The organism is Arthrobacter sp. L77, from assembly GCF_000816565.1.
Taxonomy (GTDB): domain Bacteria; phylum Actinomycetota; class Actinomycetes; order Actinomycetales; family Micrococcaceae; genus Arthrobacter_D; species Arthrobacter_D antioxidans.
On the sequence record NZ_JWSU01000005.1, the window covers coordinates 241,542 to 264,985 of the forward strand.

Below are 23,444 nucleotides of genomic sequence, written 5' to 3' on the forward strand. Positions count from 1 at the left end.
CGAACTGACGGTGCGAGTACATCTCCAGCTGCGAAGGAAACAGTCAACGAAACTAGCCGGAAAGGATCGGAGCTACGGCTCGTTCCCCGTGGCTTGGTAAGCCGTCCAACCGCAACTAGGCCCCCGTCGTCCGCGGTTTCGATGTGGCCGGACCAACTGCCAGCGGTCGCAGGCCGAACCCGGACAGACAAGTGGGAAGCCCCGACATCTTGTTGCTCGATGGGCCGTAGGGTCGGAATCCTAATCTCGAGTAACTCGGACTGAAGTTGGCGACCCCCAGCGGTGCCATCGGAGGACATCGGAATCAGGAATGGACTCTCGGAAAGGGACGGGTCAAGGGCGACCGAACTTCCATTCCGAAGACGTACATCAATGGTCGCACGAGATCCGTCATCCCGGGCCGGACTCCGAAATTGTGCTTCAGTGAGCTGGGCGTAACGCTCGATATTCTGCGGGGTCGCCCCAACAACCCCCGCCAGGCCTAGCCAAGGGTCACCTTCGCGAGCAACTGCTTCATCAAGCCCCTCCACGGCGAATGATTGGACGGGGTGTTCACCGTGGGCCTCAACCTCCGGCCGGGAAGCGAGTTGGCGGGCGCTCATTTTGAATACATCTTCGTCAGCCCACGACTCCAAGAGTGCGCCCGTCAACGAGCCTGCAGCCGATTCAAGTCCAGCGAACGATCTCTTGTCACCGCGCGCGGGTACAGGAAGTGCGAAGCAGGCGTATGAGTATCTCTCTAAGGCCTGAACGAAGTCTAGGTTGGATCCAGTCGACTGAAGATGCGTGAGCATCCGTTCAATATTGTCGAGCGCCGAGTCAACATGGGCAAACCACACCGCGTTCCAACCGCGTCCCGTGTCCGCTGACCGAGAATGAATAGTCGATAGGACCTGCAGACAGGAGAAGACGATAGCCGAGCATTGGCTTCTCTGGGCTTCGGTCAAAGCCTTAATTCCGAATTCGTCGACCAAGGCCTCGACTATTCTGTCCGCGAGCCGCGAGAGGGCAACAGGCCCCTCTGCCTGCTCCGGGAAACTTTGGCCGAATGCCTCCCGGAATACTTGAACAAACGATGACAAGTCAGGCTGACGCCCATGTACGACCGCGAGATGGTCACCCTGCCGATATTGAATAGTCCGTTGTGGACTGACTTGAAGACACGACGGATCCCTAAGCGATTCGGGACCGGCTGCTACCAGAAGGGCGAACGGTGGAGTTTGAGTTCGGACAGCATTAGCTGAGCGAACGATGCTCTCAGCAGTTTCTAGCCCCACCCCTTCCGGCAGATGGATATGGATCAGACCATTAGTCGAAGCAAGGGCCCATCCTAGGACTTTACCCAACGAGATGTTCGTCATTCTTCTCCTAGAAAGCACTTTCAACGATGACGGCGTGGTCAGCATCTGCACTGCCTCTCGCCATTCCTGCACGCTCGAGCAGCGCGACAAGATCGCCTAGCTCCGGGCGCATCCCCAGTTTTGTCAGGTCGCGCAGAACCGCGCCCACATTGCACTGGGTGTTGGGCGCGCCGCAGGTGAGGCTGGCAACAACCGCGATCCACTCCGTACCCGGATCTATGACGACATACCTTCTGCCTCTGGTCTTAAGGATGCCGTAGTAGTCCGTAAACGGACCACTAGATTCCCTCACTTGTAGCCCATATTTCACTGTCTCCCAGACCGGTTTGCCCGCTTCCTTCTTTTCAGCCATCTCAGCGGCTAATGACGAACGGAAGTCGCTTGATGCGGCCTCCCGCAAAAATTCCATGGCGTCCTGACTGGCGTCAACTTCGTTCAGGCGTTCCTTTACGATCTTGCGGATCCGCTCGCCGCGGGCGATGCGCCATTTGATAGTCGAACCTACATCTCGAACGGAGATAGAGGACCTATGGGACTGCCAGGGCAGCGGGGTCCTGACCGTCGCCCTCAGCTCCTCGAAGGTTTCAGGCACGGAATCTTGAATAATTGCCTGCCCGAGAGCTTCATACCAGGCGTACTCCCAGAGGAACCCCATTCCAGTTGCGAGACGAAGCACCGTCGTGGCCCAATCAACCCATACACGCGCTGGCAGTGCCTCGACCCATGCTTCTGATGTCAACGCAGTCCACGATTCGGCGAACCATTCGAAGGGTGTATCGGGATAATACCCGCACCATTCGAGGCTCTCCTCGGCGACCGGGATCGATGAGCGCCGGGTAGTCCGTCCTTCAAAGACGGCCTCCATCATGGATGCATCGACGGCCGCTAGGAATGGATCCAGCCTGAGTCTCTGATCTGCAGCGCCCAGCCACAGTTCGGTTGCGGAGGCCCGAGGCCCTCCGATGCCGTGACCTACAGCGAATAGGCTTTCTATAATGGAGCCGAAGTCAGGTGGTCCCTTCTTCACCAGAACACCTCGGGGGTTCTGCATAAGCGCCAAAGCCGGCGTCATGGGACTAGCGGGTTGGTTGCCAGTCTTCTCAATACGGATACCCATGACACTTGACGCGGCAGCTTCACCTAGGAGCAGGTCCGACGCCTCGGTACTCAAGCCCCTATCTTTGAGTCCGCGTCCTAGTGCAGCAGCGGAGTCCTTTTCTGGCATCGTCCGCCGAAGGGATAGGTAAGGAGTTTCCTTCGGTTCCGCCTTATACATCAAACCTGTGGGTTTCGTCGGAGCAGCATCGGACGCATACTCATAGGCGCGCCATGCCAGTGCTGACAGTAGTGCCTCGGGAACCGAAAAGTACTCAGGCCGGTTGAACGGGAGGAGGAGGTGTTTGGCTTTCGGTCCGGCACCGGTCATGGCTTTTTAGTGTTCTGCTGGGTGATTTGCATTTCTCGGTCACCGTCAGCAAGGCAAAATTCTGCGCCATCCAGAAGACGGGATGACAGTCTTAGAGCTCGGATTCTTTCTAAGCGAGGGGCCGTGACATCGATCAAGTCCGTCACTCCTATGTGGTCATCGACGCAAGCGAGCGCCTCCCGGATCAATGGAAAATCCAGAGATACCTTGCTCAAGGTAGTCCCGTCCTTACTAACCACGAGGAGCACCTGCTCGCCTTGCCCTTCTCTGTCGGTCGACAGCTCCAAATCCTTCACCCGGAGCGCTAGTTTGGGCGCGCTCGCTCGACCAGTGATCGGCTCCGTCCGGCTGTCGAATAGAGGGAGTAGGGACGAAGAATTTGGTTCCAACGGATTCCGCTTCGGCTGAATAAGAGTCCGCAACCGGGACTTCAGGGCGTCTGGGAGATGGGGGGCTTGGGTCCAGGTCTGAACCAGCACGCCAATCTCTCGCCGAAAGGCACAAATTCCATATGAGACTGCATACAGGCGCGTGAGGTATGCCCCGTACCAGACGGTTGCGTCCAAACGATCGGAGTCCTTCAGGCCGGATGATTGGATGAGATCGATGAACGCCTTGTCTACCCGTCGATCAAAATCCGTGGTTGCGTCAACAAAGGGGCTTTCCTCCGGCTCAGATGCCAGCAGGCTCCCGAGGGGTGTTCCCTCGGAGGAATGAATGCCAAATGCCTCCGAAATGGGGGTCGCCCAGCCTCTGTCGACCGCAGTCGGTTCGGAGCCTGGCACTGCATCTCGTACTGGGTCAATCGGAAGGAGGAGCTTGAGGACCGGATCCCGTAAAGCGCCCACGGACGCATTCGATTGTACAGAAACTCCGAAAATCCCCTGACTGAACCTCAGGGCCGCAAGTTTCTTCAGTGCTTCGAAGTCTTCGGTCGTTCCCTTTCCTGTTGGTTGATTCGACAGGATGTATCGACCGAGTTTCTCACGAGGCATATGGGACGGCGCATCGCCTACCAATGCGCGCGTCAGGAATCCCCAAAGCTCCCTGTAAGTCATGCGAGTCGCCGACGCTAACTCGGCGCTACGAGCTAATGTCAGCAAGCCTGACCGCACCGCCTGGGAACGCAATGATTCGATGTTGGCTGCGAGAGGATCGGCGATACCGTCCGTGTTCAGTTTCTTTGGGGAGTCTGCCCTCCTATCGGCCACTTCAAGGATCTTGACCAGTAGATCCGCAGCTGGTGCACGGCTCTCATCTAAACCAATGCGTTCCATCAACGGTCTAATCCTGTAGGTTTCGGCCATAGCTCGCGAATCAACGCCAATCTCAACGGCAGGCTGCTCCTCAAAGAGTGAGCTTTCGTCGACGAAAACGGCAACGATGTCGGCTACGTGGCGTCCGGAGTGGACGAGTCGTGCAGATCGAATGAAGTCATGCCCCGACATGCTCGTGAGGCGCCACGCCAGGTCAAGCTCATTGATCGAAGAGGGATCATACAACCATCTGACGATGACGTCACCGGATCCCAAATCTGAGAAGTTCAATGTGCGGGATTCGCTCGTTTCTTCCACCAAGATGCCGCGGTTCACACATGCCATGAGGTGTCGTGGGTGCTTCGTTATCTGAGTTTTTGAACTCATTGCGATGGTGTTGATATCAGATACAAGGGGCGCCTTCTCCGATGGCTCCAAATTGATGGTCGCGTCGTTCACGACTACAAGGTCCGCGTTTACACCGGTGTATTCATATACTCGATGGGCCAAACCCGACTCCGGAGCATTCACGGGCCGCAATCCCTGTACTACTTGTGCGGTGGCGTGAGATTTCCCCGCTCCAGGCCCACCGACCAGAAACAGGAATCGCGTTTGAGCGCCAGTTGAGAGGCCGTCCCGCAGCCAGTTGCAAGCCTCCGCCACGCCCGCCGGGCGAAGGGTCGACGGCCAGACAGAATCGATCGGGTGGTCGGGACGGGCGGCGACATCTGTCCCTCCCGTTGCTCGATCCCATAAATTCGCGAGGCCCTCCCACAAAGGATCCGATCCAGTGGAGGAATTATTGGGATCCGGCAAGAAGTCTCCTTTGTTAACGATGTCGGTCCTATTGACCTCTTGCACTGTCTCGCTTTGCTCGGGGACCTCCCGGCTATAGTCCGTGTCGCTGTCAGGTCGCACCGTGTCCCGCGCATCATGCCTGACGAGCTCAAGCACGGCGACACGGAGGGTCGATTGCACGTGGCTTCGGGGCTTATAACCCTTGACGTACTTCAATCCGGCTTCCCAGAGAACATGACTGATGTTGCAGAACTTGAACTCGATGGATCCCTTGCTGCGACCCGTTAAGGACTGCACATACCGGTTGTATGCGGTCTTCGAATACGCTTCGTCCTGCGTTTCCTGCTCCAGCATGCCGAAATAAGCCGAAACTAGTACGTCAGTCTCAGCCTCGGTCCAGCCTCTGAGTTCCACCACAAACAAAACATACATGCATCAGGTAGCCTCGGCGGGCACGACGCGAATCGACCTTCGAGTCGTTCCCCCATCTGCGCCGGAACGGGTTTGCCCCTGATTCGGACCAGTGTCGCCTTTGATGTGCTGCGCCTAGAGTCCAGCGGAGCTGTCTTCCTCAATGGTGAGGAGGGCGTTGTCCTCGTTCGAGGAGACCTTGATCGCGGTGCGCCTGATGAGATCAAGGTCTCCGCGAACGGATACCTGAGCTACTACTTTGGCTAGGTCTAGGGAGCGAGCCAGTCCATGAAGGTGCCCGTGGGCAGGGAATAGCGCAGATGGGTGGGGCGCAGTGCTCGATCGTCAGGAGCCCATCCCTCCCACAGCCGAACGGTTCCTCCGGCCGTGACGACTCCCCCATCATCGTCAAGGGTGGCGGCAATCCCATCCACGACGAAAAGGTCAGTTGGCTGATACGAGCGTGCATGGTCGACCTCGCCCTGCGTGAGTTGCACGCTTTGGAGGTCCATCCCAACAGACCCCTTGACCTCGACGTGCCGCTCGACCCCCTCGATCACCACTCGGAGATCATAGGGCTTACCAAGTTCTTCGATTTCAGTGGCACCTGCCATCCGATAGTGCTCGACCGCCACTTGCACAGAGTGCCGTTCAAGTGCCATTCTCTTCTCCGCATCCGCCATGCGGCCCTGCCCGGTCCTCGGGATCCCTGTGCGATCGCGAGTATCTTGTTCCTCAGCAGATTCGTTCAAGGCCGGGCCGAGCAACAGAGCCACTAGCGCAGCAGGGAACTTCGTTAGGTAACCCTGCTGGGCTCGTAGTTCACGGCCTCCATAGTTCTGGAACGGCGCATATATCGGCTTTCCATTGATGCGTGAAACTGAATCGAGAATCTTTAGCACCTCTGCTCGTTGCGCATTCAGCTCGGTGCGAGTAACCGCGTGCTTGAACTCTGTGTACCGCATCAGCGGAAAGTTCCAGGTCGGACCAACTGCTGGCTCGCCGCGCTTCCGACCGCGCGTGCCGCGCGCTTGCCACGACCATGTCATCGACTCAATCGGACCACGTGCTTCCGACCACCCGATAATGCCCGGCTCTCCTGATGAAGTTCTGTGCCAATGGAACACGATGTCGCCTGGCTGCACCGACGAAGTTAGTTCATATGACCAGGAAGGTTTGCCGTTGGCTCCCGCCTTCGGCGCACGCAGGTACTCTCCGAGGCCGAGCGGCTCCTGGCGGATCTCCATCCAGTAGACCTCGTCGGGATCCGAATCCCACCAGTTGTTGATAGTCATGTGCTAAGAATGGCATCAAACCGAAGCATTGCGAGACTGTAGGCCAATTCGCTAGCCAAAAGCGCCGCCTATTGCCAGTGACGTGACAGCTCCGGCGGCGGTATGCGCAGGGGTGCCGGTGCTTGCCGCGGCCGCTTAGAGCCTTCCTGTTTTCTACTACGGCGCCCGTGTTGGGCGCCGAGCTCTCAGGTTCGGCTCCGAATTCTTCATCAGCTTGGAGCAGCTCGGTCTTGGCTTGCTGATCCAGAACAATTTCCGATGCAAGTCGCACTGTATGGAGCAGGTTGGCTGCCTCGTCCACACTCACGCCCTGCTCGCGACTGCATTTCTTGCAGATAGCTGTCGGTCCGTTCGCTGCATGGATGGCGAAGTTGAACCGAGTGCCAATGTGCTGCCGGACTGCAGCTTCGACGAGGCCGCCATGCGCCAGGGCGTGTCCAACGTGGGCGGCCACCCGTAAAAGGTCCACGTCCTGTCCTGCCAGGTCCTGTTCTCGATTGATCCGTAGCGTAGGCCTAATTTAGATAACCGTAACCCACAACTTTCGCGAGTGTTTTCTTGGAGATTACGCAATGCGAATTGCGGACGTCACGCGAAGGAAATCATAGAATTTCACCTCCGCGGGAAGCATGCATATAAGGTCAAGTAGTGGAGGAACTTGAAATAAACCATATTCGTCAATCTTTGATCGAAACTCATTCACCCGTGCTCGTTCTTCGTACACGACAAGTAAATCTACGTCTCGAGCAGTGGGGCCACGTGAAACTGACCCGAAGCACCATACCTCGATACCGCCAATTGCCTGTGCGATCGCCGCAACCTCGGCCAATACGGGCCAGTCGCCTAGGACTGACAAATCGCGCCGAGGTTAGAAACGAATTCATTCATAAGAACCAACCTCACTCCCGCATCCTCAGCCACCCGCACTGAGTCAGGAGAAATGCCTCGAGCGTAAGGGTTTGTGACTACCAAGAAACTCATATCTGGCTGTTGATCGATGAGCCGGAAAACTTCGTCTTCCGTAATCTCATAGGGGTGGACAAATTCACCTACTAAAGACGCCCCACCTTCACACGTGATTTCTAGGGCCGTCTCAGAAATACGCGCTACCTGTTGCACCACAGGCGTTCTCTCTATGCGGTTCGAGATGTACTGAAGCTCCCTATTTCTGAGCTTCGCCAAAGGCTGCATAGTTTCTAACCCGTCACGGAGGTCGCTGAATCGTCCGAGTACGATACCACTATCATTACAATAGCGCCATACTGAAGGCTTAATGGCCACACTTGATGGGATTACGACGATGAAGTCAAGATCCTCAACAGTAGCGGATATGCGCTTCACCTCGTCCTCATCTACTGGATCTGCTTCCGCGCAACCTACAGTTATTGTGCCCTGCATCGCTCGAGTGACCACAAGTGAGTTTGCAGTGATCACTTTAGCGCCCACATAAGGTATATCTGATATTTTATTTACGATCCAATCAGCCTTGGTCATCAATTCCCTCCTTGAACAAGTTACTGAACTCTCCTGGGTAACGCCGCCCACCGGCGCTCCAGTCGTTCCATAGGTGGCGGGCTTCGAAATCTTCAACGTGGACCATGAAATCGCCAACTGTCTCGATTTCGGCGGCGCCCAATAAAGGGCGGTTCATCTCGGCCAAATGCAGCAGGCTTCGATTGTTCGGTATAATCACGTTGAGAGCGTGCCGCGCCCACTTTGCCGCCCTCGAACTACCGGGCTTATCGGCTTCTCGGGTACCTGGGCCATGCAGTCTGAAGCTCGCAGCATTCCGTTCTAAAAATTTCGTGAAACATGCTCGCGCCTCGGCCCTCGTTTCAAATTGCTTAAAACCAAAGGTGGCTTCCAAGCTTTGCTGATGTTCGCGCCGCCACTTCATCACTATTTCGATTGGAAAAGTAACTGGATCCTTATCGATAATGGTATGGCAGTTCGCGCAAAGTAGAATTAGGTTCGATGCCTTACTGCGATCCACCGCACTCATGACACTGCTTGGAACATCTCGGGGGCCGCCTGATGTTGCGGAAATGACGTGCGCTAGTTCAGCGAAGTGAATATCCTGAGAATCATCCGGAAACAATGGGAGGTGACAGGTCGGTTTGCCACAATACCCAGCCGACTCTGCAAATACTCGCCGCTTCGTATTCTCGGGGATGCTCACCCGCTCAACTGTACATTCCGCCACTTCTAAACCCTCCGTCTGTAAACCGTCGCCCGATCGATATCTTACGTTGAATCGCTGCATAGTAAAGTGTGCGGTGGTCCGCTTGCGGTGCGCGTTTTTCCTCAAGCTGAGTTCCAACGAATGAGCCTGACATCGTGGAGCTCCTGCAACCTCATTACCGCTTGAGGACGTGGAGCTCGGCGACTAGGGTTCACCGCGGGCAGCGGCTCCTACTATTTTGTACCTTGAGGGTGCCATTGGTACCCCGCGGAGGGCAGTCGTCAAGGCTGCCGTCCCAGCGAGTAGAGATAGATGACAATTGCCCCTTTTTCCTGAAAGGTGAGGTGGGGCGCGGCCCCTCGAACAAAATGGAAGCTAACTTTCCGTACAGTGTAGGTGGCGCAGTCTCCGTTGGCGGGACAAACCCATTCTGGTAACGCCGCGTCGAACGTGCAGCCAGACTCAGAGCCATCGAAGCGGGATACGGCCAGCACGCCATGTCCGCCCTACGGGCCCGCTCTACGAACACCGCCTCGCCCAAGAGCGGTGCGAGGACATTGGCATGCTGGCTAAGGGCCGTCCAGTAGCTCCGGTTTAGGCCGCTGCCCGGTCCGTCAGGCCGATTGACGGTGCAGGAATAGGCCGGCGTCAGGGCGTTGTGCTGGGGACAAATCGAGCCGGATGATGATCCCCGGGCTGCCGGCAGGCCATTAAGGACAACATGCCGCAGCGCAGGTTGAACGTCATCGAACTCGTCAGGGCCTTCACGAAGGCCCTGGGCAACTCGGACGAGCCAATCGGCCTCCTTGTCCTCAACCCGCGCGCCTACGCGAACGCCGATATCCTCGCCATCTTCGTCGCCCGCTAGAACGTCATCAATATGCGCTGGCACATGCACGCCGCGGTCAAGAACAAGTGAACCATGGTCATCACATGCCTCCAGGAGTAGGAAGGGTCTGAATGACGTTCTCGAAAATCATGACGCCCTCAGTGAGGCGCTTAACGCGACAGGCCGAGAGTAGTCGTCGGGCACTGCGCCGGGGGCGAAACACTTCTCGTGAACCAGACTGGCGTTGACTCCTGCAGTAAGCCGGGCGTGAATTCCCTCGCCACGCGGTGCAGGTGGCTTGCACAACGTGGCTAGTTGCTCGCACGGCCGCGCTTACCGAAAGCGCTTCTCTGACGCGGCGATGAGTTTCCTCGAGAGGTGCGGTTCGACTGGCTGAACTGTGTAACGCATCGGCGTTGGCGAGTCCTGCGTCTCGCGGGTCCAACCTTGCGAGATACTCGACCTAACAGGGACCATTGGAGATGAGATGCATGTAGTCAGCACCGCAATTCCAGCAGCGTGCTCTTCTGAAGAGTTTCGTAGCCGCGTTGAAGAAAGAGCCGACGCGGAAGCGAGGATGTACTTGCGCGGTCGCGAGGAGGACAACCCGGTCGTCTCTGAGATGAAGGATCTTATTGAGGGAGTCATCTCGCCGGAGTACTCCGAGCGTACGATTCTTGAACTCCTGCAGAATGGCCACGATGCTCACGACAAATCCCGCAGCGATGGCCAGCTTCAAGTTGTCCTCGACGAGACAAACGGGCCATACGGCACTTTGTACGTGGTGAACGGCGGAGCACCCCTGAACGACCTCAACTTCAAGCGCATGACCGGTACGGGTCGAAGCTCAAAGAGGCCAGACAACAGCATTGGCAACAAGGGAATCGGGTTTAAAAGCGTCAACGAGCTCAGCGTGGCCCCGGAGGTCTACAGCTCGAAGGCCGAAGGCGAACCCGGGCTCGCTGGCTACCGTTTCCGGTTCGCGACTCCCGATGACTTTGACGACATTGCGCGACGCATAGCCCCAACGGAACTTCAGCTTGCTGACGAACTCAGGGACAAGGTTTCGCACCTTCGAGTCCCAGTTCCATTGACGGGTCCCCTACCAGCCCGCGTGGAGCAGTATGCTGCGGAATCCGTCTCTACCGTGATTCGGCTGCCGCTTCGATCTAGTGAGGCCCTTAGCAGTGCTCGCTCGCAGATCCGCGAGATCGAAAGCAGCGAAGTTCCGTTCCACCTCTTTCTCGAGCGAGTATCAGTCATCTCCCTGCATACGATTAGGCTCAAAGAGTCGACGGAAACTCTACTGATTCGAGACCAAGCGGAAGTCCCATGGGCGAACACCCTCCATCCGCATGATGTGTCTGTGCAAGAAATCCAGCTTAGCGAGGACCAAAGGTATCTCGTAGCCTCCCACGACGTGCCTGAAGGCGCTTTCCGTAAGGCGATTGAAGAAAGTTGCTCGGCAGGTCAACTAAACAAAAATTGGCTCGAATGGGAGGGGCCTGCGAGAGTGAGCATCGCGTTCCCGCTGGAACATGGCCTGAACGCAGGACGCCTTTACACGCACCTGCCCATGGGCATTCAGGCCGTCGCGCCCCTGCCAGCGCTGGTCAATGCGCCGTTCGCGTCACGCGCTGATCGCCGGACGCTATCCGAGTCGGTCCCCGTCAATGAGCTACTTCTCCAATCAGTCGCCAAAATCTGCGCCGCACTTCTTGCAGCAGGGGCGAACGAGGACGCGCCAATTCCTGCGGCGCTGCTTGTCGACGCTGCCTCTTGGATTGAAACCCCTCATGATCTTGACCATGCCCTTGAGGCAAACAGCTTGAGTCTCTGGGAGATTCCGTTCATCCCCGTAATTGGTGACCCGGCACGCAAAGCCGGGCTCGATACCGCTTACCACTGGAAGTTTTCCGGGCGCGAACTTACACCAGAAACGGTTGCAGCCACCGGTATGGCCAATTTAGTTGACCCGGCTCTCTCTACGGCTCGAATCCGGCGCCTCAGCCAGTTGTGTCAGAAACACGGTTGGGGGCTTGAACCGGGGCCCGAGGAAGTCGGCTCATGGATCGAAGAAGTAGCGCTGCAGCTGGCAGGCAGCGGTGCTTCACCGCAGCGGTGGGCCGACTTTTACGACGACCTGGCAGAACTTGACCTTAATTCCTCGGTCCTTGCAGGCCGCGCATTTCTACTCGACGAAACGGGTGAACTTGCAAAGGCTGGGAAGTCGCCGGGCTCCCCCCCAAGCTTACTTCCCACCACAGCAGACCGATGACAGCGCTGGGAGTCTGCCTCTGCCAGCGGCTCTCCGAACCCGACTCGTCTTCGCTTCTGCCGCTGCCCCAAGCCGTGAAGATGCGCGGAGTCCAACTCAATGGCGGGGCCGTGAGTGGTTGACCCGCGAAGGACTCGTCAACGAGTACCGAACTGAAAATATACTCGACGCTGTCGCATCGACGATGCACGAACTTTCGGCGAGTCCGACCGCACGCGATGCTGATTTACGGGAGTGCCTTGAATTCGCTTTCGAGCTGACCAAACGAGCAAGACGAGAGATAAGAGCGGAAGTTCTTGAGTCACTTAAGCTCTTCGTTCCTGTCGGCAACGGCTGGATTAGTGCCCCCCGCGCTCGTTTCGGCGCAGGTTGGAGTGGCCCGGATGCCCCCATCGATAGCTCACTAGTGCGGCTTGTCGCGGTCGCGGGAGAGCAATCGCTGGAGCTTGCTGACGTTGCTAAGCTCTTAGTACCTGATCCCGCCCATGTGCTTCCTAACCTGGACGCCGACGATCACGCACAACTCCGAACCTTCCTAGAATCGCTGGGCGTCAGACACGGTCTTTGGCCAGTTGCAGTAGAACGCCCGCGCGCCCAAAGTGGAACTGCCCTGGCGACCCCGCTGGGCGCGTCAATTGATGGGGACCTTCCTCTGGCCGGCTTCACAGAGACAACTTGGCGTGCTTTGGCTGAGCGGTGGCCCGGACACGGTCCCTTGCAGACGTCGACCCGCTATGCAGCACAGACGAACTGGTTCGTGCTACCAGGCCAGGCCGATTTTGAAGTGCTTGATGAAGAAGCTCAGCGAATCTACAGCGACATTGTTGTGCATGGACTCGGGCATTGGCCCAGCGAGGCATTCGAAGTGCGCTATTCCAGGAAGACCGACCCGCAGGGGGCAGTCTGGCCAACACCGCTTTCAGCCTTCTTGTCGGTTTCGGCATGGGTTCCGCAGGCAACTCCGGGCGACCGGTCTAGAGTTACGCGATCGAAGCCAAGCAAATCGTGGTGGCTTGCTGCAGCCGACACTGTCGACTTCCTCCCATCGCAGCCCGCACGACTCCGGGCGGTCGATACCGAGATCTTCCATCGGCGGATTTGTCTGCTCGGAGTGCGCATCTGGGACGACCCCTCGACCGCCCAGTCACGACTCGACCACCTTGCAATGCTTGTCCGCGACGGAGGACTCGCTGCTCGCACGGCGTTCTCGATCCGTCGGGCGGTCGAGACCGCGTGGGGTGATCTTGTCGCCAACCAGTCCAAGGTCGTCCTGCCTGAGACTCTGATTGTCCAGTCCCAGGGGGCGCTTACGCTCACCACCCCCCTTTCAGAGGATGCAGCACCCATCTATGTCGCCGACATTGATGACGTCCGTCAGCAACGGCTATTGGAGGCTTCACCTGTATTGGTTCTGCCGATCAAAGATTTTCGGCTCGGGAAGCAGATCCTGGCCCATCTGAGCAGAAGTAGAGCGCAGGTACGAAGCATGGGCGATGCGCGAACGAACGTCCTTCTCGACGGCGTTCAGATCGAGAAAGCGCCACGCCGACTACTCCTGCAAGAGCATGGCCCGTGGCTGATCACCCTGGTGGTCGCAGCGATGGAGCTAAAGTACCGGAGCTTCCCTCCCCTACCACCCAACGCGATCGCTGTCGCTATTGATCGGATCGAACGCGCCGAATTGTCAGTTGGCCAGAACATCACGATTTGGGTCGATGACCACTTGGTCATGACTAACGAGTCGGCTTCTCTTGTCGTATCGGACGACGCGACAGATGTATTGGTCGTCGGCGGCATACTAGCTAACGACCCGTGGCAAGTGCTCGACACTGCCGCAGACAGCATCGCCCAACTCATCGCCGCACCGAGCCTTGGTGACACTTTGCGGGTCGCTTTCACCGCTCTACGCTCGACGGCTCTAAACCGCATCACTGTAGATGAAATCGCTCAAGCACTCCGCCTTAGTGCAAATGAAGTGCGAACTGTCGTTCCCACCCCGTTAGCAGGCATGGACGTCAGCGCGACTGTGTTCGCCCTCATGTGCCTTGAGCCGTCCGTCGGCTACGAACTTCATCATGCCGGTGGAGTATTTATCGATGATGTATCACTGCGAGAATGGCTAGCAGCTCGACTGTCCGGCGGGGTGACGCAAGCCAGCAAAATAATGAAATTAAGCGAGCGCACCGACCGCGGCAGTATGCTTCTGGAGCTCGACGCGCACCTTCCCACGCTCAACGGGCACCTTCGTAAAGTGCAACTTGCCGAGCTGGAGAACGCAGAGGCACAACGGCACCAGTACAGTACCTACCTTCAGGCAAACGGCGTCAATCTGCGCAATCAACTTCGGGATCGTTTCGCCGACACGGCCCGTCGAGGCGGCGATCTGTCCGCCTACGTTCAGTCAAGCAAAGAGATCTTATCAATTACCCCCAACCCCACCTGGGTAACTGATCTCTGGACGCTAGACGCCGATCACATGGTTAGCCACGTAACGGCTTGGCTTGACAGAGTGGCACCTACGGCGCCAGATGAGGCCAGCAGTCTACCGGATGTTGATACAGCGCGACTTGACGCACAGAGAAGACTGCGAGCGGTACTGGGACGTCTACCAATCCTCGTCGAAGCTTGGACCCACAAGAACGGCAAGGCACGTGCGCCCCGAGCGATCGAAGTGACCGAGATTGTTGAAGCCATTACCGCTACAGGAAGGCTGGACTTCGGACCGCTCGCTGCACTTGAAGTCGTGGACTGGCTACGCAAAAGCAACAGATGGCCACTAGGAATGCCTCCATACTCGGCCGCTTCCGAACTCGACATCACCAAGCTTGATCTTGAAAAAGCGAGAGAGCGCCTGCAAATTCGGGAGGCGGAGGAACTCCAGACAGCAACCACCCTCGCATATAGAGACGAGATTTTTACTGCAGAGAACAACCAGCTTAATCGCCTCTTCGAGGAAGTTCGCTCCTCCGCCTTAGATGAAGCTGTCAGCACGCCGCCGGCACCGGTCGCACTAGAATTCGCCCCTGTGAATGCATCTAAGCATTCTCGCAAGAACACACGCTCAACTTCGTGGCAAGCTTCTGGACCGACTGTGGAGAAAGCGAAACTCATCGGGCTAATTGGCGAGACAATCGTTGGGCGCTGGATTGAGGAGCAGTTCGGCCTCGCCCTAAACGAAACATGGGTTTCTGGATATCGTCAATCTATTTTATTGGACGGCATTGGTAATGATAGCCTCGGATACGATTACCGCGTGGAGACTCCAAGCAGGACTCTCCTACTCGAGGTAAAGGCCAGTCTCGGAAATGAAAACTTCATACAGCTTGGGGAATCTGAGGTGCGGAGGGCTCAAAATTTGGCGCCTAACGAGGAGTACAGGATTATTTTCGTCGCCAATGCCGGTGACGCGACACAGGCGCGAATTCACCCTCTTCCCAACCCGTTCGCACCGGGCGGCCTGCAGCATTATAAGGTTGTCGGTCATTCTATGAGTTTTCGATTTAACTTCGCCAAATCAGATTAGTTTCGTCATATCAGAAAAGATACGGCGCCGATGTGTCGGCATACTTCCCAAATGTCCCACCGCAGTTGACTTCTGCCGCACCTCCAGCGGACCTCGCCGACTATTCCGCCTACGGCCAGATGTGTGCCGTTCGCGTCGGGCGAGCTGCCCGCGAGGTCGTGGCTACGCTGGACGACGCTCGCCTCGCGGATCGGCGTGAGCAGGACCCGGATCCACGAGGTAATCAACCGGCTCGCCTCCGAGGGGCTCGTGAAGCTCAGCCACAAAGAAGCGCGCAGGCGGTCAGCGTCTCCCCCGCGGACATCGTCGGCCCGTTCGCCCTGCCGGCCGGCTTCGAACCGCACGCCGTGCAGCTCGATCCCGAACCTAACAGCGGGGGCCGGGACCGAGCGCCTGCACCCGCAGGGTCAGGACCCGACGGGTGCGCTCAGGGTGTCGGCCATCTCCCACCAGAGCCGGTTCACCTCGACGTACCGGTCGGTGGGGTCCAGCGGCTTCGCCCACGGCTTGTCGATGATGTAGTGGATGTTCTTCACCGACGCCGGATCCCAGACAGTTGGGTGCTGGTGCGGCAGGGTCTTCAGCGCGTTGTAGACATAGGGCAGCGGACGCCAGCGGTCGCGGTAGTACTCGTTGAGGAAGTCCTGTTCGGCGAACGGGTAGCGCGACAGATCATCCACGGCCGCCAGCCGCCCTACCATGTCGGCGAAAACGGCCTCGTCGGGCGACAACACGAGGAAGCCGCCGTTCAGGTAGTTGTCCGTCGCACCCGGTTCGGTGACATGGTCCCCGCCCCGGCAGTGGGTGTAGAAGCAGGTCTGGGGTGTCCAGCTCGCCGGATAGCTCGCGATCCGGTTGGGGTTGCACCGGCAGGCGTGGCAGGCGGCGATGGCGCCGCCGGCCAGGTCCAGCGAGAACAGCTCGTCCATGTTCCGGGTGACCAGCATGTCGGCGTCCAGGAAGACGACGCGCTCGAACTCCGTGAGGCCCCAGGCGGCCAGCTTGGTCCACACCTCCGCGAAGCGGGCGTTGGCGTAGCTGTCCGCCGATCCCCCGGCTGGGCGCAACGGCGCCACGTCGCGCAGGAGGCACCCGTCGTCCTGCAGGACGCGCCGGGCCTGCTCGTCGATCCCCTCGGTCACCATGACCACGAGCGGGGTGGTGCTGCCGGAGGCCGCCAGCGAGGCCTGCAGCGTCCGGACCCCGATCAGGTAGTCGGGTTGCGTCAGCAAGGTCACCCAGGCGTTCATCGGTGGTGCTCCTGTCCTAGTGGCCGGGTCGGGTCAGTCGAGTAGCGCAACGGTGAAGGCATTCGCGAAGCGGTGCTCCGGGTCCAGCGCCTCGCGCACCTGGCGGAAGGCCTCCCACCGGGGGTAGAGCGCCGGCCAGTCGTAGAGGGATTCGTCGAAGTACTTGCCCCAGTGGGGCCTGCCACCCTCCTCGGCCAGGGCCCGCTCCACGGCTCGAAGGAAGCTGCTTCCCTCCTCGGACAGCGACCCGTCGGCCGCGTAGTACACCACGAAGCCGAAGTAGCAGGTGTCCTGATCGTGGGACGGGCTCAGCCATCCGTCGGAGGGGCCGGTGCAGCGCAGGATCACCGGGTAGTGCATCGTGGGGCGCGTTTCCGCGTGCCAGTCCTTGATCTTCCTGATCACCGCTCCGGCTCGAGCCAGCGGGATGCCGATCTCGACGTTGATCTGGGGGGTCGCGATCCCGCGGCAGAACACCTGGTAGATGTCACCCGTGACGTCGGTGAAGTCCCGGAAGCGTGACACCGTACGAAGCGACCTGCCGTTGTCGGCAAGACCCTTGCTGTCATCACGCAGCTGCTGCAGCGTGGACTCCACGGTGCTGTTCATGGACGCATCGGTTGTCGCGTGTTCCACGAGCTGACTGCCGCCGGCCCGGTACCGGAAGACCTCGTCCTCGGTCGCCTCGTTGGCGGTCCACACCTGCACCTGGCTCTCCCGGGGGAACCACCACGCTTTGACCAGGATGTTCTCCCGATTCCAGGTCTCCAGGTCCGTTTCCAGGGTGTCGGCGTCGACGGCCTTCTTGACACAGGTGTAGATCATCGACTCCCGTGCACGCAGCGTCACAGCGGTGATCACACCCAGTGACCCGAGGCCGAGCTGGACGGCGGGGAAGTCAGGGTGGTCACGGTCGAATTCCGCGACCGTGCCGTCGGCCAGTACCATCCTGATCGCCAGCGCGGCGCCGGCGATCGAGCTCTGCTGCAGGCCTTGACCGTGGGTCCCGGTGGACAGGGCGCCGGCCAGCGTCTGCTCGGCGATCACCCCGGGTGATGCGTCCACCATCTGCCCTCGCGCGGTGAGGAACGCGTACACCTCGGCCAGGGACGTCGAACCACCGAAGGTCGCGGTGTCATCGGTGTCGCTTCGACAGGATAAGGCCAGATGACTGCTTCGCCCCTCATAGGCTTACGTCATGACCGCACCCCGCGCTGAGATGCCCCATGCTTGACCTGTCCCTGCTCCGCCTCGTCAATGGCGTCATTTGGCCGGGGTTCACGGGACGAGAAATCCCGGCCTGGCTCGACCGTGAACTGCGCGACGGGCTTGCGGGTGCCGTCTACTTCGCCGCGAACCTCGACCCCGACGACCCGCAGCAACCGGGCCGGCTGTCGGCTGCGCTCCGGGAGCGGAACGGGTCGGTGATCATCGGCATCGACGAGGAGGGCGGCAGCGTCACCCGCCTGCACGCGACCACGGGATCGCCGCTGCCCGATGCGGCGGCACTGGGCAGCATCGACGACGAGGCCGTCACACGGGACGCAGGACGCGCCCTCGGAGCGATGGCCCGGGCCGCCGGCATCGACCTGCTGCTGGCGCCGGTCGCCGACGTGAACAGCAATCCGCGCAATCCCGTCATCGGGGTGCGGTCCTTCGGGGCCTCCACCGACCTCGTGTCACGCCACGTCGCCGCGATGGTCGATGGCATCCAGGAGCAGGGCGTGGGAGCCTGCGCCAAACACTTCCCCGGGCACGGCGACACGTCGCAGGACTCGCACCTCTCGCTCCCCGTCCTCGACCTGTCGCGCCACGAGCTCGAGTCCCGGCACCTGCCGCCGTTCCAGGCTGCGGTGGACGCCGGAGTGCGCGCCGTGATGAGCGCCCACCTGGTGGCCCCCGGCTTCGGCCCGCTGCCGGCCACCCTGAACCCCGAGGTTTGGTCCCTGCTCCGCAGCCTTGGCTTCGACGGGCTCGCGGTGACGGATGCCCTCGACATGGCGGCCATCAGGTCGACGATCGGCATGGGCGCCGGAGCCGTCCAGGCGGTCCTCGCCGGCGCCGACCTGCTGTGCACGGGCAACCCGTCCCAGCAGGGACCCGGGCAGGGAGGGCGCTCCGACGAGGACGTGTTCCTCGAAGTTCAGACGGCCCTACTCACAGCGCTCGACGACGGCACCCTCGCCCCTGCGCGCCTCGAGGAATCCCTCGAACGCCGCGCGGCCTTCACGGAGTGGGCAGGGTCGCCGTCGGATGTCACTCCGCCGGCGACGCCGGACCATACCCTCTGGATCGACGCAGCGCGCCGTGCCTTCCGGTTCACCGGCACCCAGGAAACGGACACCCGGGAGGCAGGAAGCGGATCGAGGACCGGCGCTGCGGCCGGCGTGGGCGTCATCGATGCCCGACGTGCCGGCAACCTCGCCACCGGTCCCCTGGCCGACGTCTTCACGCGCGCCCTCGCCTCCCACGTCAGCACTGAACGGCGGACGGCTGCCGACACATCGCAGGCCCTGGCCGCGCTCGGCGACCTGCGGCGCGGAGGTGCCGACGTCGTCGTCCTGCTGTGTGACGACCTGACCGGACCGGGTCAGCGGGACCTCGCCCACTGCACCGCCGCGGCGGACGGCGCAGTCGTCGTGGTGAACACCGGGATGGTGCCGGTGGACCCACCGGCCTTCGGCGTCATCCACACCTTCGGCGCCTCGGCGCCCGCTGTCGCAGCGCTCGCGGAGCTCCTCCTGCACACCTGACGGAAGTCACTTACATACAAGTTGATTGTGTCGTAAGGTGCTTACATCGAGGAGGATCACGCGCGCCTTCTGCTGCCCTGACCTCTTCGGGGCCTTCCATTGGTCGAACGAAAGGCACCCCCGTGCTTCAAGCTTCCCGTGACGCCGGTCCCCTGCCGACCACCCCGCCGGAGGACCTCGGCTCCCTCAGGCTGCAGCTGGGCAGCCTTCCCACGGAGCATGTCTCGACCGGCTATGCGGACCTCGACCTGCGGTCCACCTCCGACCTCGTGGCGGCGATGAACGCCGAGAACGCCGGCGTCGCAGAGGCCGTCGCCCTCGCGGCACCGGCGATCACTGAGGCCGTGGACGGCATCGCCGACCGCCTGGCCCGCGGCGGCCGCCTCCTCTACATCGGAGCGGGGACCGCGGGCCGGCTCGGCATCCTCGACGCCAGCGAGTGCCCACCGACCTTCGGCACCGACCCCTCGCTCGTCGTCGGCATCATCGCGGGCGGGTCGGCCGCCGTGACCACGGCCATCGAAAACGTCGAGGACGACGGCCCCCAGGGCGCAGCGGACCTCGCCGCCCACGGTGTAGGCCACCTCGACGTCGTCGTCGGGATCTCGGCGTCCGGACGCACCCCCTACGCGTGCGGGGCGGTAAACGCTGCCCGCGCAGCGGGAGCGCTGACCATCGCCATCACGTCGAACCCCGACTCACCGCTCGCTGCGTCCGCAGAGATCGCCATCGAGGTGCTGACCGGGCCCGAACTCGTTGCGGGGTCGACCCGGCTGAAGGCCGGGACCGCGCAGAAGCTGGTGCTCAACATGCTGAGCACCCTCAGCATGGTCAGGCTCGGCAAGACCTACGGCAACATCATGATCGACCTCGTCGCCACGAACGAGAAGCTGCGGGCAAGGTCCCAGCGGACCGTCATGCGCGTGACCGGATGCAGCGCGGAGGAGGCCGTCGGCGCCCTTGCCGGCAGCGGGGGCTCGGTCAAGACCGCGGTCCTCATGCTGCTCACGTCCGCGACGAAGCCGGAGGCCGATGACCGGCTCGCACGCCACCACGGCAACCTGCGGGCGGCACTCACCGCGGCAACCGCGGGTGCGGGAGCTGCAGGACCCGATGCACCCCTCGACGGCGCCGGCACGGCCCTCACGTCATGACCCCGGGCGTCACGCTCACGGCCCACCGGGTCACCCTGCCGCTGGTCCGCCCGTTCGTGACGGCTGTCCGCCGGGCCACGGCGCTGGAGTCGGTGCTCGTGGAGGCGCGCGACGACGACGGCCGGTCCGGCTGGGGCGAGGCTCCGATCAGCCGGGTCACCCGGGCCACCAGCGACGGCGTCTGCGCATCCGTCGAGGGACCCCTGCAGGACCTCGTCCGCTCCGGGAGCCCGACGGACGCCCTGCACCGGGTCGCTGCCTCCACCGGGAACACCGCCGCGAGGATGGCCGTGGACTGCGCCCTCCACGACCTGGCCGCGCAGCAGGCAGGAATGTCCCTTCTCCGCTACCTCGGCGGATCCTCGCTGTTCGTGACGACGGACATGACGCTCTCGGTCGGCTCCCCTGCCGCCCTGTCAGTGGCTGCCCGGGAGCACGTCGCGGCAGGGTTCGGGTGCCTCAAGGTGAAGGTGGACGGGTCTGGGGATCCTGTGTCCGGGATTGCCGCCGTCCGCGCCGCCGTCGGACCCGCCGTCACCCTGCGGGTCGATGCCAACCAGGCCTTCTCCGCGGACGACGCCGTCCGCTTCATCCGGGACCTGGAAGACAGGCACCTGGATGTCGAGTTCGTGGAGCAGCCCGTCCGGGCACACGACTGGGTTGCCCTCGCCCACGTGACCCGGCACGTCTCGACGCCGGTGATGGCCGATGAGTCGCTCTGGAACCTCGCCGACCTCCACGAGCTCCTCCGCCACGAGGCCGCGCCGATGGTGAACATCAAACTCGCGAAGACGGGCGGGCTGCTTCCCGCCCTCGGCCTCGCCGCCGCTGCCCGCGAGGCCGGCCTGCGGATCATCGTGGGCTGCATGATGGAGAGCACCGTGGGCATCGGTGCCGCGGCGGCTTTTGCATCCGCACTCGGAGCCCGTCCGCAGCACGGCCCGGCCGAAAAAGTGCCCGTCGATCCTGCGCAGGACCTCGACGGCGGGCTCTGGCCCCGCGACCCCGCCGTAGGAGGCGGCGTCCGCTACGACCGCTCCAGGATCGGCATCGCGGACCGGCCCGGGCTCGGCATCACGGGGCTGCGGACTGCGCCTCGAGGATGAGCGCGACGGCGGCCCCGAGGCTCCGCGCGACGCCGTCGGGCACCGAGGCTGGCGGCAGGGCTTCACCCGGAGAATGCGCCTCGATGCGGTGCCGCGCCAGCAGGTAGTCGGAGATGTCGGGACCGGTTGCTCCGCTGTTGTCCGTCAGGAAGATGCCCGCACTGCTGGTCTCCACCACCCCGTCCCCCGGTGCATCAGGCCGCAGGAGGATGCTCACGGCCCCGGCCCTCCTGGCGCCGGCAATATCGTGATCCAGCCGGTCGCCCACATGGACGAGCCGTCGCCGGTCGCCGAGTGCATGCTCGAACATCTCCGGATCGGGTTTCGCCGTCCCGACGGCGTCGGAGGTGATGACGACGTCGAAAACGTCCTGGAGACCGGCCGCGCGCAGCACCGGCAGTTGGAACTCGCTGCGCCCGTTGGTCAGGAGGACGAGGCGGCACCCCGCGGCCCTGAGTGCGTCCAGGTTGGGCCGGGTGTTCTCGTGGAGGACGCGGACGCCGACATCGGTGAGCGCGTTCTCAAGCCGGGGGACCAGCGACCCCGCCCATCGGCTGCCGAAGCGGTCGGCCGTCGCCGCCACGATGGACGCCCAGTCGTACGCGGCGTACGGATCGGCGAGGAGCCGGCGCTCGTGCTCGGCGAGGATCTCGGCTGCGACCACTTCTGACGTGACGGGTCGGCATTTTGTCTCCCCGTGCTCCGACGGTGCGGGAGGGACCACCGCACGGTCGCGGGCTCCTGCGGCAATCCCATTGGCGGCCCCTGCTGCGACCTCTGCTGCGATTTCTTCCGCCACGGACCGGAGTACCCCCGCGAAGGGGCTGATGACGAGCGTCCCGTCGAGGTCGAAGCTCACGGCGAATGCTCCGCGGCGCCGACCGCCGGCGGTCGTGTCACGGCCGGCAGCGGTCATCGGCCCAGCAGCGGGACCGCCGGCAGTCGCGTCACGGCCGTCAGGGGGTCCACCGGCAGATCCGCCGGCAGGGGCTCCGCGCCGTCGGTCGGTTCAGCTGCCGGAAGAGCACCCGCCTCCACGATCTGCCAGGCGAGCCGCGTGACGGCCGCGATGACCGCAGTCGCCTCTTCTTCCCCGTAGGCACGAGTGCAGACCGCGAGGACGAAGGGGTGCGCCGCCACGGGCCGCACGACTGCCACGTCATGGCGGATGGCCGTGACCCAGCCGGACTTCGAGCCCCACGTCGCAGCCCCCGGCAGCGCCGGCCCGATCATCCCGTACTGCTGCGCCTCGAGGAAGGAGACCGCCAGCGCCGTACTCGCCGGCCCCAGGACCGAGCCCGTGACGATGCTGCGCAGCATGGCGCAGAGGTCGCGCGCCGTCGTCTGCTGGGTGAGTCCCTCCTGGAGTCCGTCGAGGTCGCCGAAGAGCCGCTGCATGAAGGACGACGGCGCGCCGCACAGTACCAGCGCCTCGGCGACGGCCGGCAGCCCGACGAGCTCGACCGCCATGTTGGTGGCCTCGTTCGAGGAGACGGTGATCATCCGCTCGAGGACGTCCCGCAGCGGTGCGGGCCGGCCGGCGGCCGGCATGCCGTCGTCGATCTCGCCGGGCTCGAACTCGAAGAACCCACCGGACGCAGCCGCAGACCGGAACCGGAGGGTCGAGACGAGCTCCTGGTCGAGGGTGAGCCGTCCGGCGTCGACGGCGCGCAGGACGGCGACGAGCACGGCGAGCTTGATCGTGCTGGCCGCGTACACCGCGGTGTCGGCGCCGTCCTCGGCGAGCACGGTGCCGTCGAGCGCGGTCAGGCAGTAGGAGATGTGGGGGACGCCGTCGCTGTAGTCGGACTCCAGACCCATG

Annotated in this window: 17 protein-coding genes; 7 read left to right on the plus strand and 10 right to left on the minus strand. The window is 61.7% G+C overall.

What is annotated here, in order from left to right:
- Nucleotides 1–1,368 precede the first annotated feature (1,368 nt).
- From RY94_RS17805 to RY94_RS17830, 6 genes are all read right to left on the minus strand, one after another.
- Complete coding sequence (locus RY94_RS17805; protein ID WP_156135103.1) at nt 1,369–2,787, minus strand: hypothetical protein; 1,419 nt, start codon at nt 2,785–2,787, stop codon at nt 1,369–1,371.
- A complete protein-coding gene (locus RY94_RS17810; protein ID WP_156135104.1) occupies nt 2,784–5,273 on the minus strand; it encodes a hypothetical protein in 2,490 nt (829 codons plus the stop codon). Before RY94_RS17810 ends, RY94_RS17805 begins: the two co-directional genes overlap by 4 nt.
- Before the next feature lie 248 nt (nt 5,274–5,521).
- On the minus strand, nt 5,522–6,547 hold the full coding sequence (locus RY94_RS17815) for a protein NO VEIN domain-containing protein (RefSeq protein WP_197060634.1): 1,026 nt from the start codon (nt 6,545–6,547) through the stop codon (nt 5,522–5,524).
- 565 nt (nt 6,548–7,112) lie between these two features.
- Entirely contained in the window at nt 7,113–7,403 is a 291-nt protein-coding gene (locus RY94_RS18720) for a nucleotidyltransferase domain-containing protein (protein WP_156135105.1), read from the minus strand.
- Complete coding sequence (locus RY94_RS17825) at nt 7,391–8,041, minus strand: hypothetical protein (protein ID WP_156135106.1); 651 nt, start codon at nt 8,039–8,041, stop codon at nt 7,391–7,393. The genes RY94_RS18720 and RY94_RS17825 overlap by 13 nt, the downstream gene beginning before the upstream one ends.
- Complete coding sequence (locus tag RY94_RS17830; protein WP_156135107.1) at nt 8,028–8,726, minus strand: HNH endonuclease; 699 nt, start codon at nt 8,724–8,726, stop codon at nt 8,028–8,030. The genes RY94_RS17825 and RY94_RS17830 overlap by 14 nt, the downstream gene beginning before the upstream one ends.
- Nucleotides 8,727–9,450: 724 nt before the next feature.
- On the opposite strand from RY94_RS17830, the gene RY94_RS17835 reads away from it, so the two are divergent.
- The 4 genes from RY94_RS17835 to RY94_RS18725 all read left to right on the plus strand — a co-directional run bounded on the left by RY94_RS17835 (nt 9,451) and on the right by RY94_RS18725 (nt 15,881).
- Nucleotides 9,451–9,597 carry a hypothetical protein gene (locus RY94_RS17835; RefSeq protein WP_156135108.1) on the plus strand — a complete coding sequence of 49 codons (147 nt, stop codon included), beginning with the start codon at nt 9,451–9,453 and terminating at the stop codon, nt 9,595–9,597.
- A gap of 448 nt (nt 9,598–10,045) precedes the next feature.
- The gene (locus tag RY94_RS17840) at nt 10,046–11,836 is read left to right on the plus strand and encodes a sacsin N-terminal ATP-binding-like domain-containing protein (protein ID WP_156135109.1); all 1,791 of its coding nucleotides are present in this window, start codon (nt 10,046–10,048) and stop codon (nt 11,834–11,836) included.
- A 118-nt stretch (nt 11,837–11,954) separates the two neighbouring features.
- Nucleotides 11,955–15,359 carry a protein NO VEIN domain-containing protein gene (locus RY94_RS17845; protein WP_156135110.1) on the plus strand — a complete coding sequence of 1,135 codons (3,405 nt, stop codon included), beginning with the start codon at nt 11,955–11,957 and terminating at the stop codon, nt 15,357–15,359.
- A 123-nt stretch (nt 15,360–15,482) separates the two neighbouring features.
- On the plus strand, nt 15,483–15,881 hold the full coding sequence (locus RY94_RS18725) for a GntR family transcriptional regulator (protein ID WP_197060636.1): 399 nt from the start codon (nt 15,483–15,485) through the stop codon (nt 15,879–15,881).
- Here the strand turns inward: RY94_RS18725 and RY94_RS09235 are convergent.
- Entirely contained in the window at nt 15,767–16,609 is an 843-nt protein-coding gene (locus tag RY94_RS09235; protein WP_043444333.1) for a glycosyltransferase family 8 protein, read from the minus strand. The two genes, RY94_RS18725 and RY94_RS09235, sit on opposite strands and share 115 nt — an antisense overlap.
- Nucleotides 16,610–16,642: 33 nt before the next feature.
- Nucleotides 16,643–17,776: a D-arabinono-1,4-lactone oxidase gene (locus RY94_RS09240; RefSeq protein WP_269429741.1), complete on the minus strand. Its 1,134-nt coding sequence runs from the start codon at nt 17,774–17,776 to the stop codon at nt 16,643–16,645.
- 59 nt (nt 17,777–17,835) lie between these two features.
- On the opposite strand from RY94_RS09240, the gene RY94_RS09245 reads away from it, so the two are divergent.
- The 3 genes from RY94_RS09245 (at nt 17,836) to RY94_RS09255 (ending at nt 21,622) form a co-directional block, all read left to right on the plus strand.
- A complete protein-coding gene (locus tag RY94_RS09245; RefSeq protein WP_043444335.1) occupies nt 17,836–19,362 on the plus strand; it encodes a glycoside hydrolase family 3 protein in 1,527 nt (508 codons plus the stop codon).
- Nucleotides 19,363–19,484: 122 nt separating this feature from the next.
- Entirely contained in the window at nt 19,485–20,516 is a 1,032-nt protein-coding gene (gene murQ, locus RY94_RS09250) for an N-acetylmuramic acid 6-phosphate etherase (protein WP_231554480.1), read from the plus strand.
- Nucleotides 20,513–21,622, plus strand: a complete 1,110-nt coding sequence (locus RY94_RS09255) for a dipeptide epimerase (RefSeq protein ID WP_043444337.1) — start codon at nt 20,513–20,515, stop codon at nt 21,620–21,622. Before murQ ends, RY94_RS09255 begins: the two co-directional genes overlap by 4 nt.
- Here the strand turns inward: RY94_RS09255 and RY94_RS16840 are convergent.
- Nucleotides 21,591–22,538: an HAD family hydrolase gene (locus RY94_RS16840; protein WP_082046214.1), complete on the minus strand. Its 948-nt coding sequence runs from the start codon at nt 22,536–22,538 to the stop codon at nt 21,591–21,593. The genes RY94_RS09255 and RY94_RS16840 overlap by 32 nt on opposite strands.
- Nucleotides 22,535–23,443: a serine hydrolase gene (locus RY94_RS09265; protein ID WP_052274185.1), complete on the minus strand. Its 909-nt coding sequence runs from the start codon at nt 23,441–23,443 to the stop codon at nt 22,535–22,537. Before RY94_RS09265 ends, RY94_RS16840 begins: the two co-directional genes overlap by 4 nt.
- Nucleotide 23,444: the final 1 nt, after the last annotated feature.

Bases quoted from the DNA above. Each gene is read 5' to 3' on its own strand.
- RY94_RS17805 (WP_156135103.1), bottom strand. From the start codon at position 2,787: ATGACCGGTGCCGGACCGAAAGCCAAACACCTCCTCCTCCCGTTCAAC.
- RY94_RS17810 (WP_156135104.1), bottom strand. From the start codon at position 5,273: ATGTATGTTTTGTTTGTGGTGGAACTCAGAGGCTGGACCGAGGCTGAG.
- RY94_RS17815 (WP_197060634.1), bottom strand. From the start codon at position 6,547: ATGACTATCAACAACTGGTGGGATTCGGATCCCGACGAGGTCTACTGG.
- RY94_RS17825 (WP_156135106.1), bottom strand. From the start codon at position 8,041: ATGACCAAGGCTGATTGGATCGTAAATAAAATATCAGATATACCTTAT.
- RY94_RS17835 (WP_156135108.1), top strand. From the start codon at position 9,451: ATGCCGCAGCGCAGGTTGAACGTCATCGAACTCGTCAGGGCCTTCACG.
- RY94_RS17840 (WP_156135109.1), top strand. From the start codon at position 10,046: ATGCATGTAGTCAGCACCGCAATTCCAGCAGCGTGCTCTTCTGAAGAG.
- RY94_RS09235 (WP_043444333.1), bottom strand. From the start codon at position 16,609: ATGAACGCCTGGGTGACCTTGCTGACGCAACCCGACTACCTGATCGGG.
- RY94_RS09245 (WP_043444335.1), top strand. From the start codon at position 17,836: ATGCTTGACCTGTCCCTGCTCCGCCTCGTCAATGGCGTCATTTGGCCG.
- RY94_RS09255 (WP_043444337.1), top strand. From the start codon at position 20,513: ATGACCCCGGGCGTCACGCTCACGGCCCACCGGGTCACCCTGCCGCTG.
- RY94_RS16840 (WP_082046214.1), bottom strand. From the start codon at position 22,538: ATGACCGCTGCCGGCCGTGACACGACCGCCGGCGGTCGGCGCCGCGGA.
- RY94_RS09265 (WP_052274185.1), bottom strand. From the start codon at position 23,443: ATGGGTCTGGAGTCCGACTACAGCGACGGCGTCCCCCACATCTCCTAC.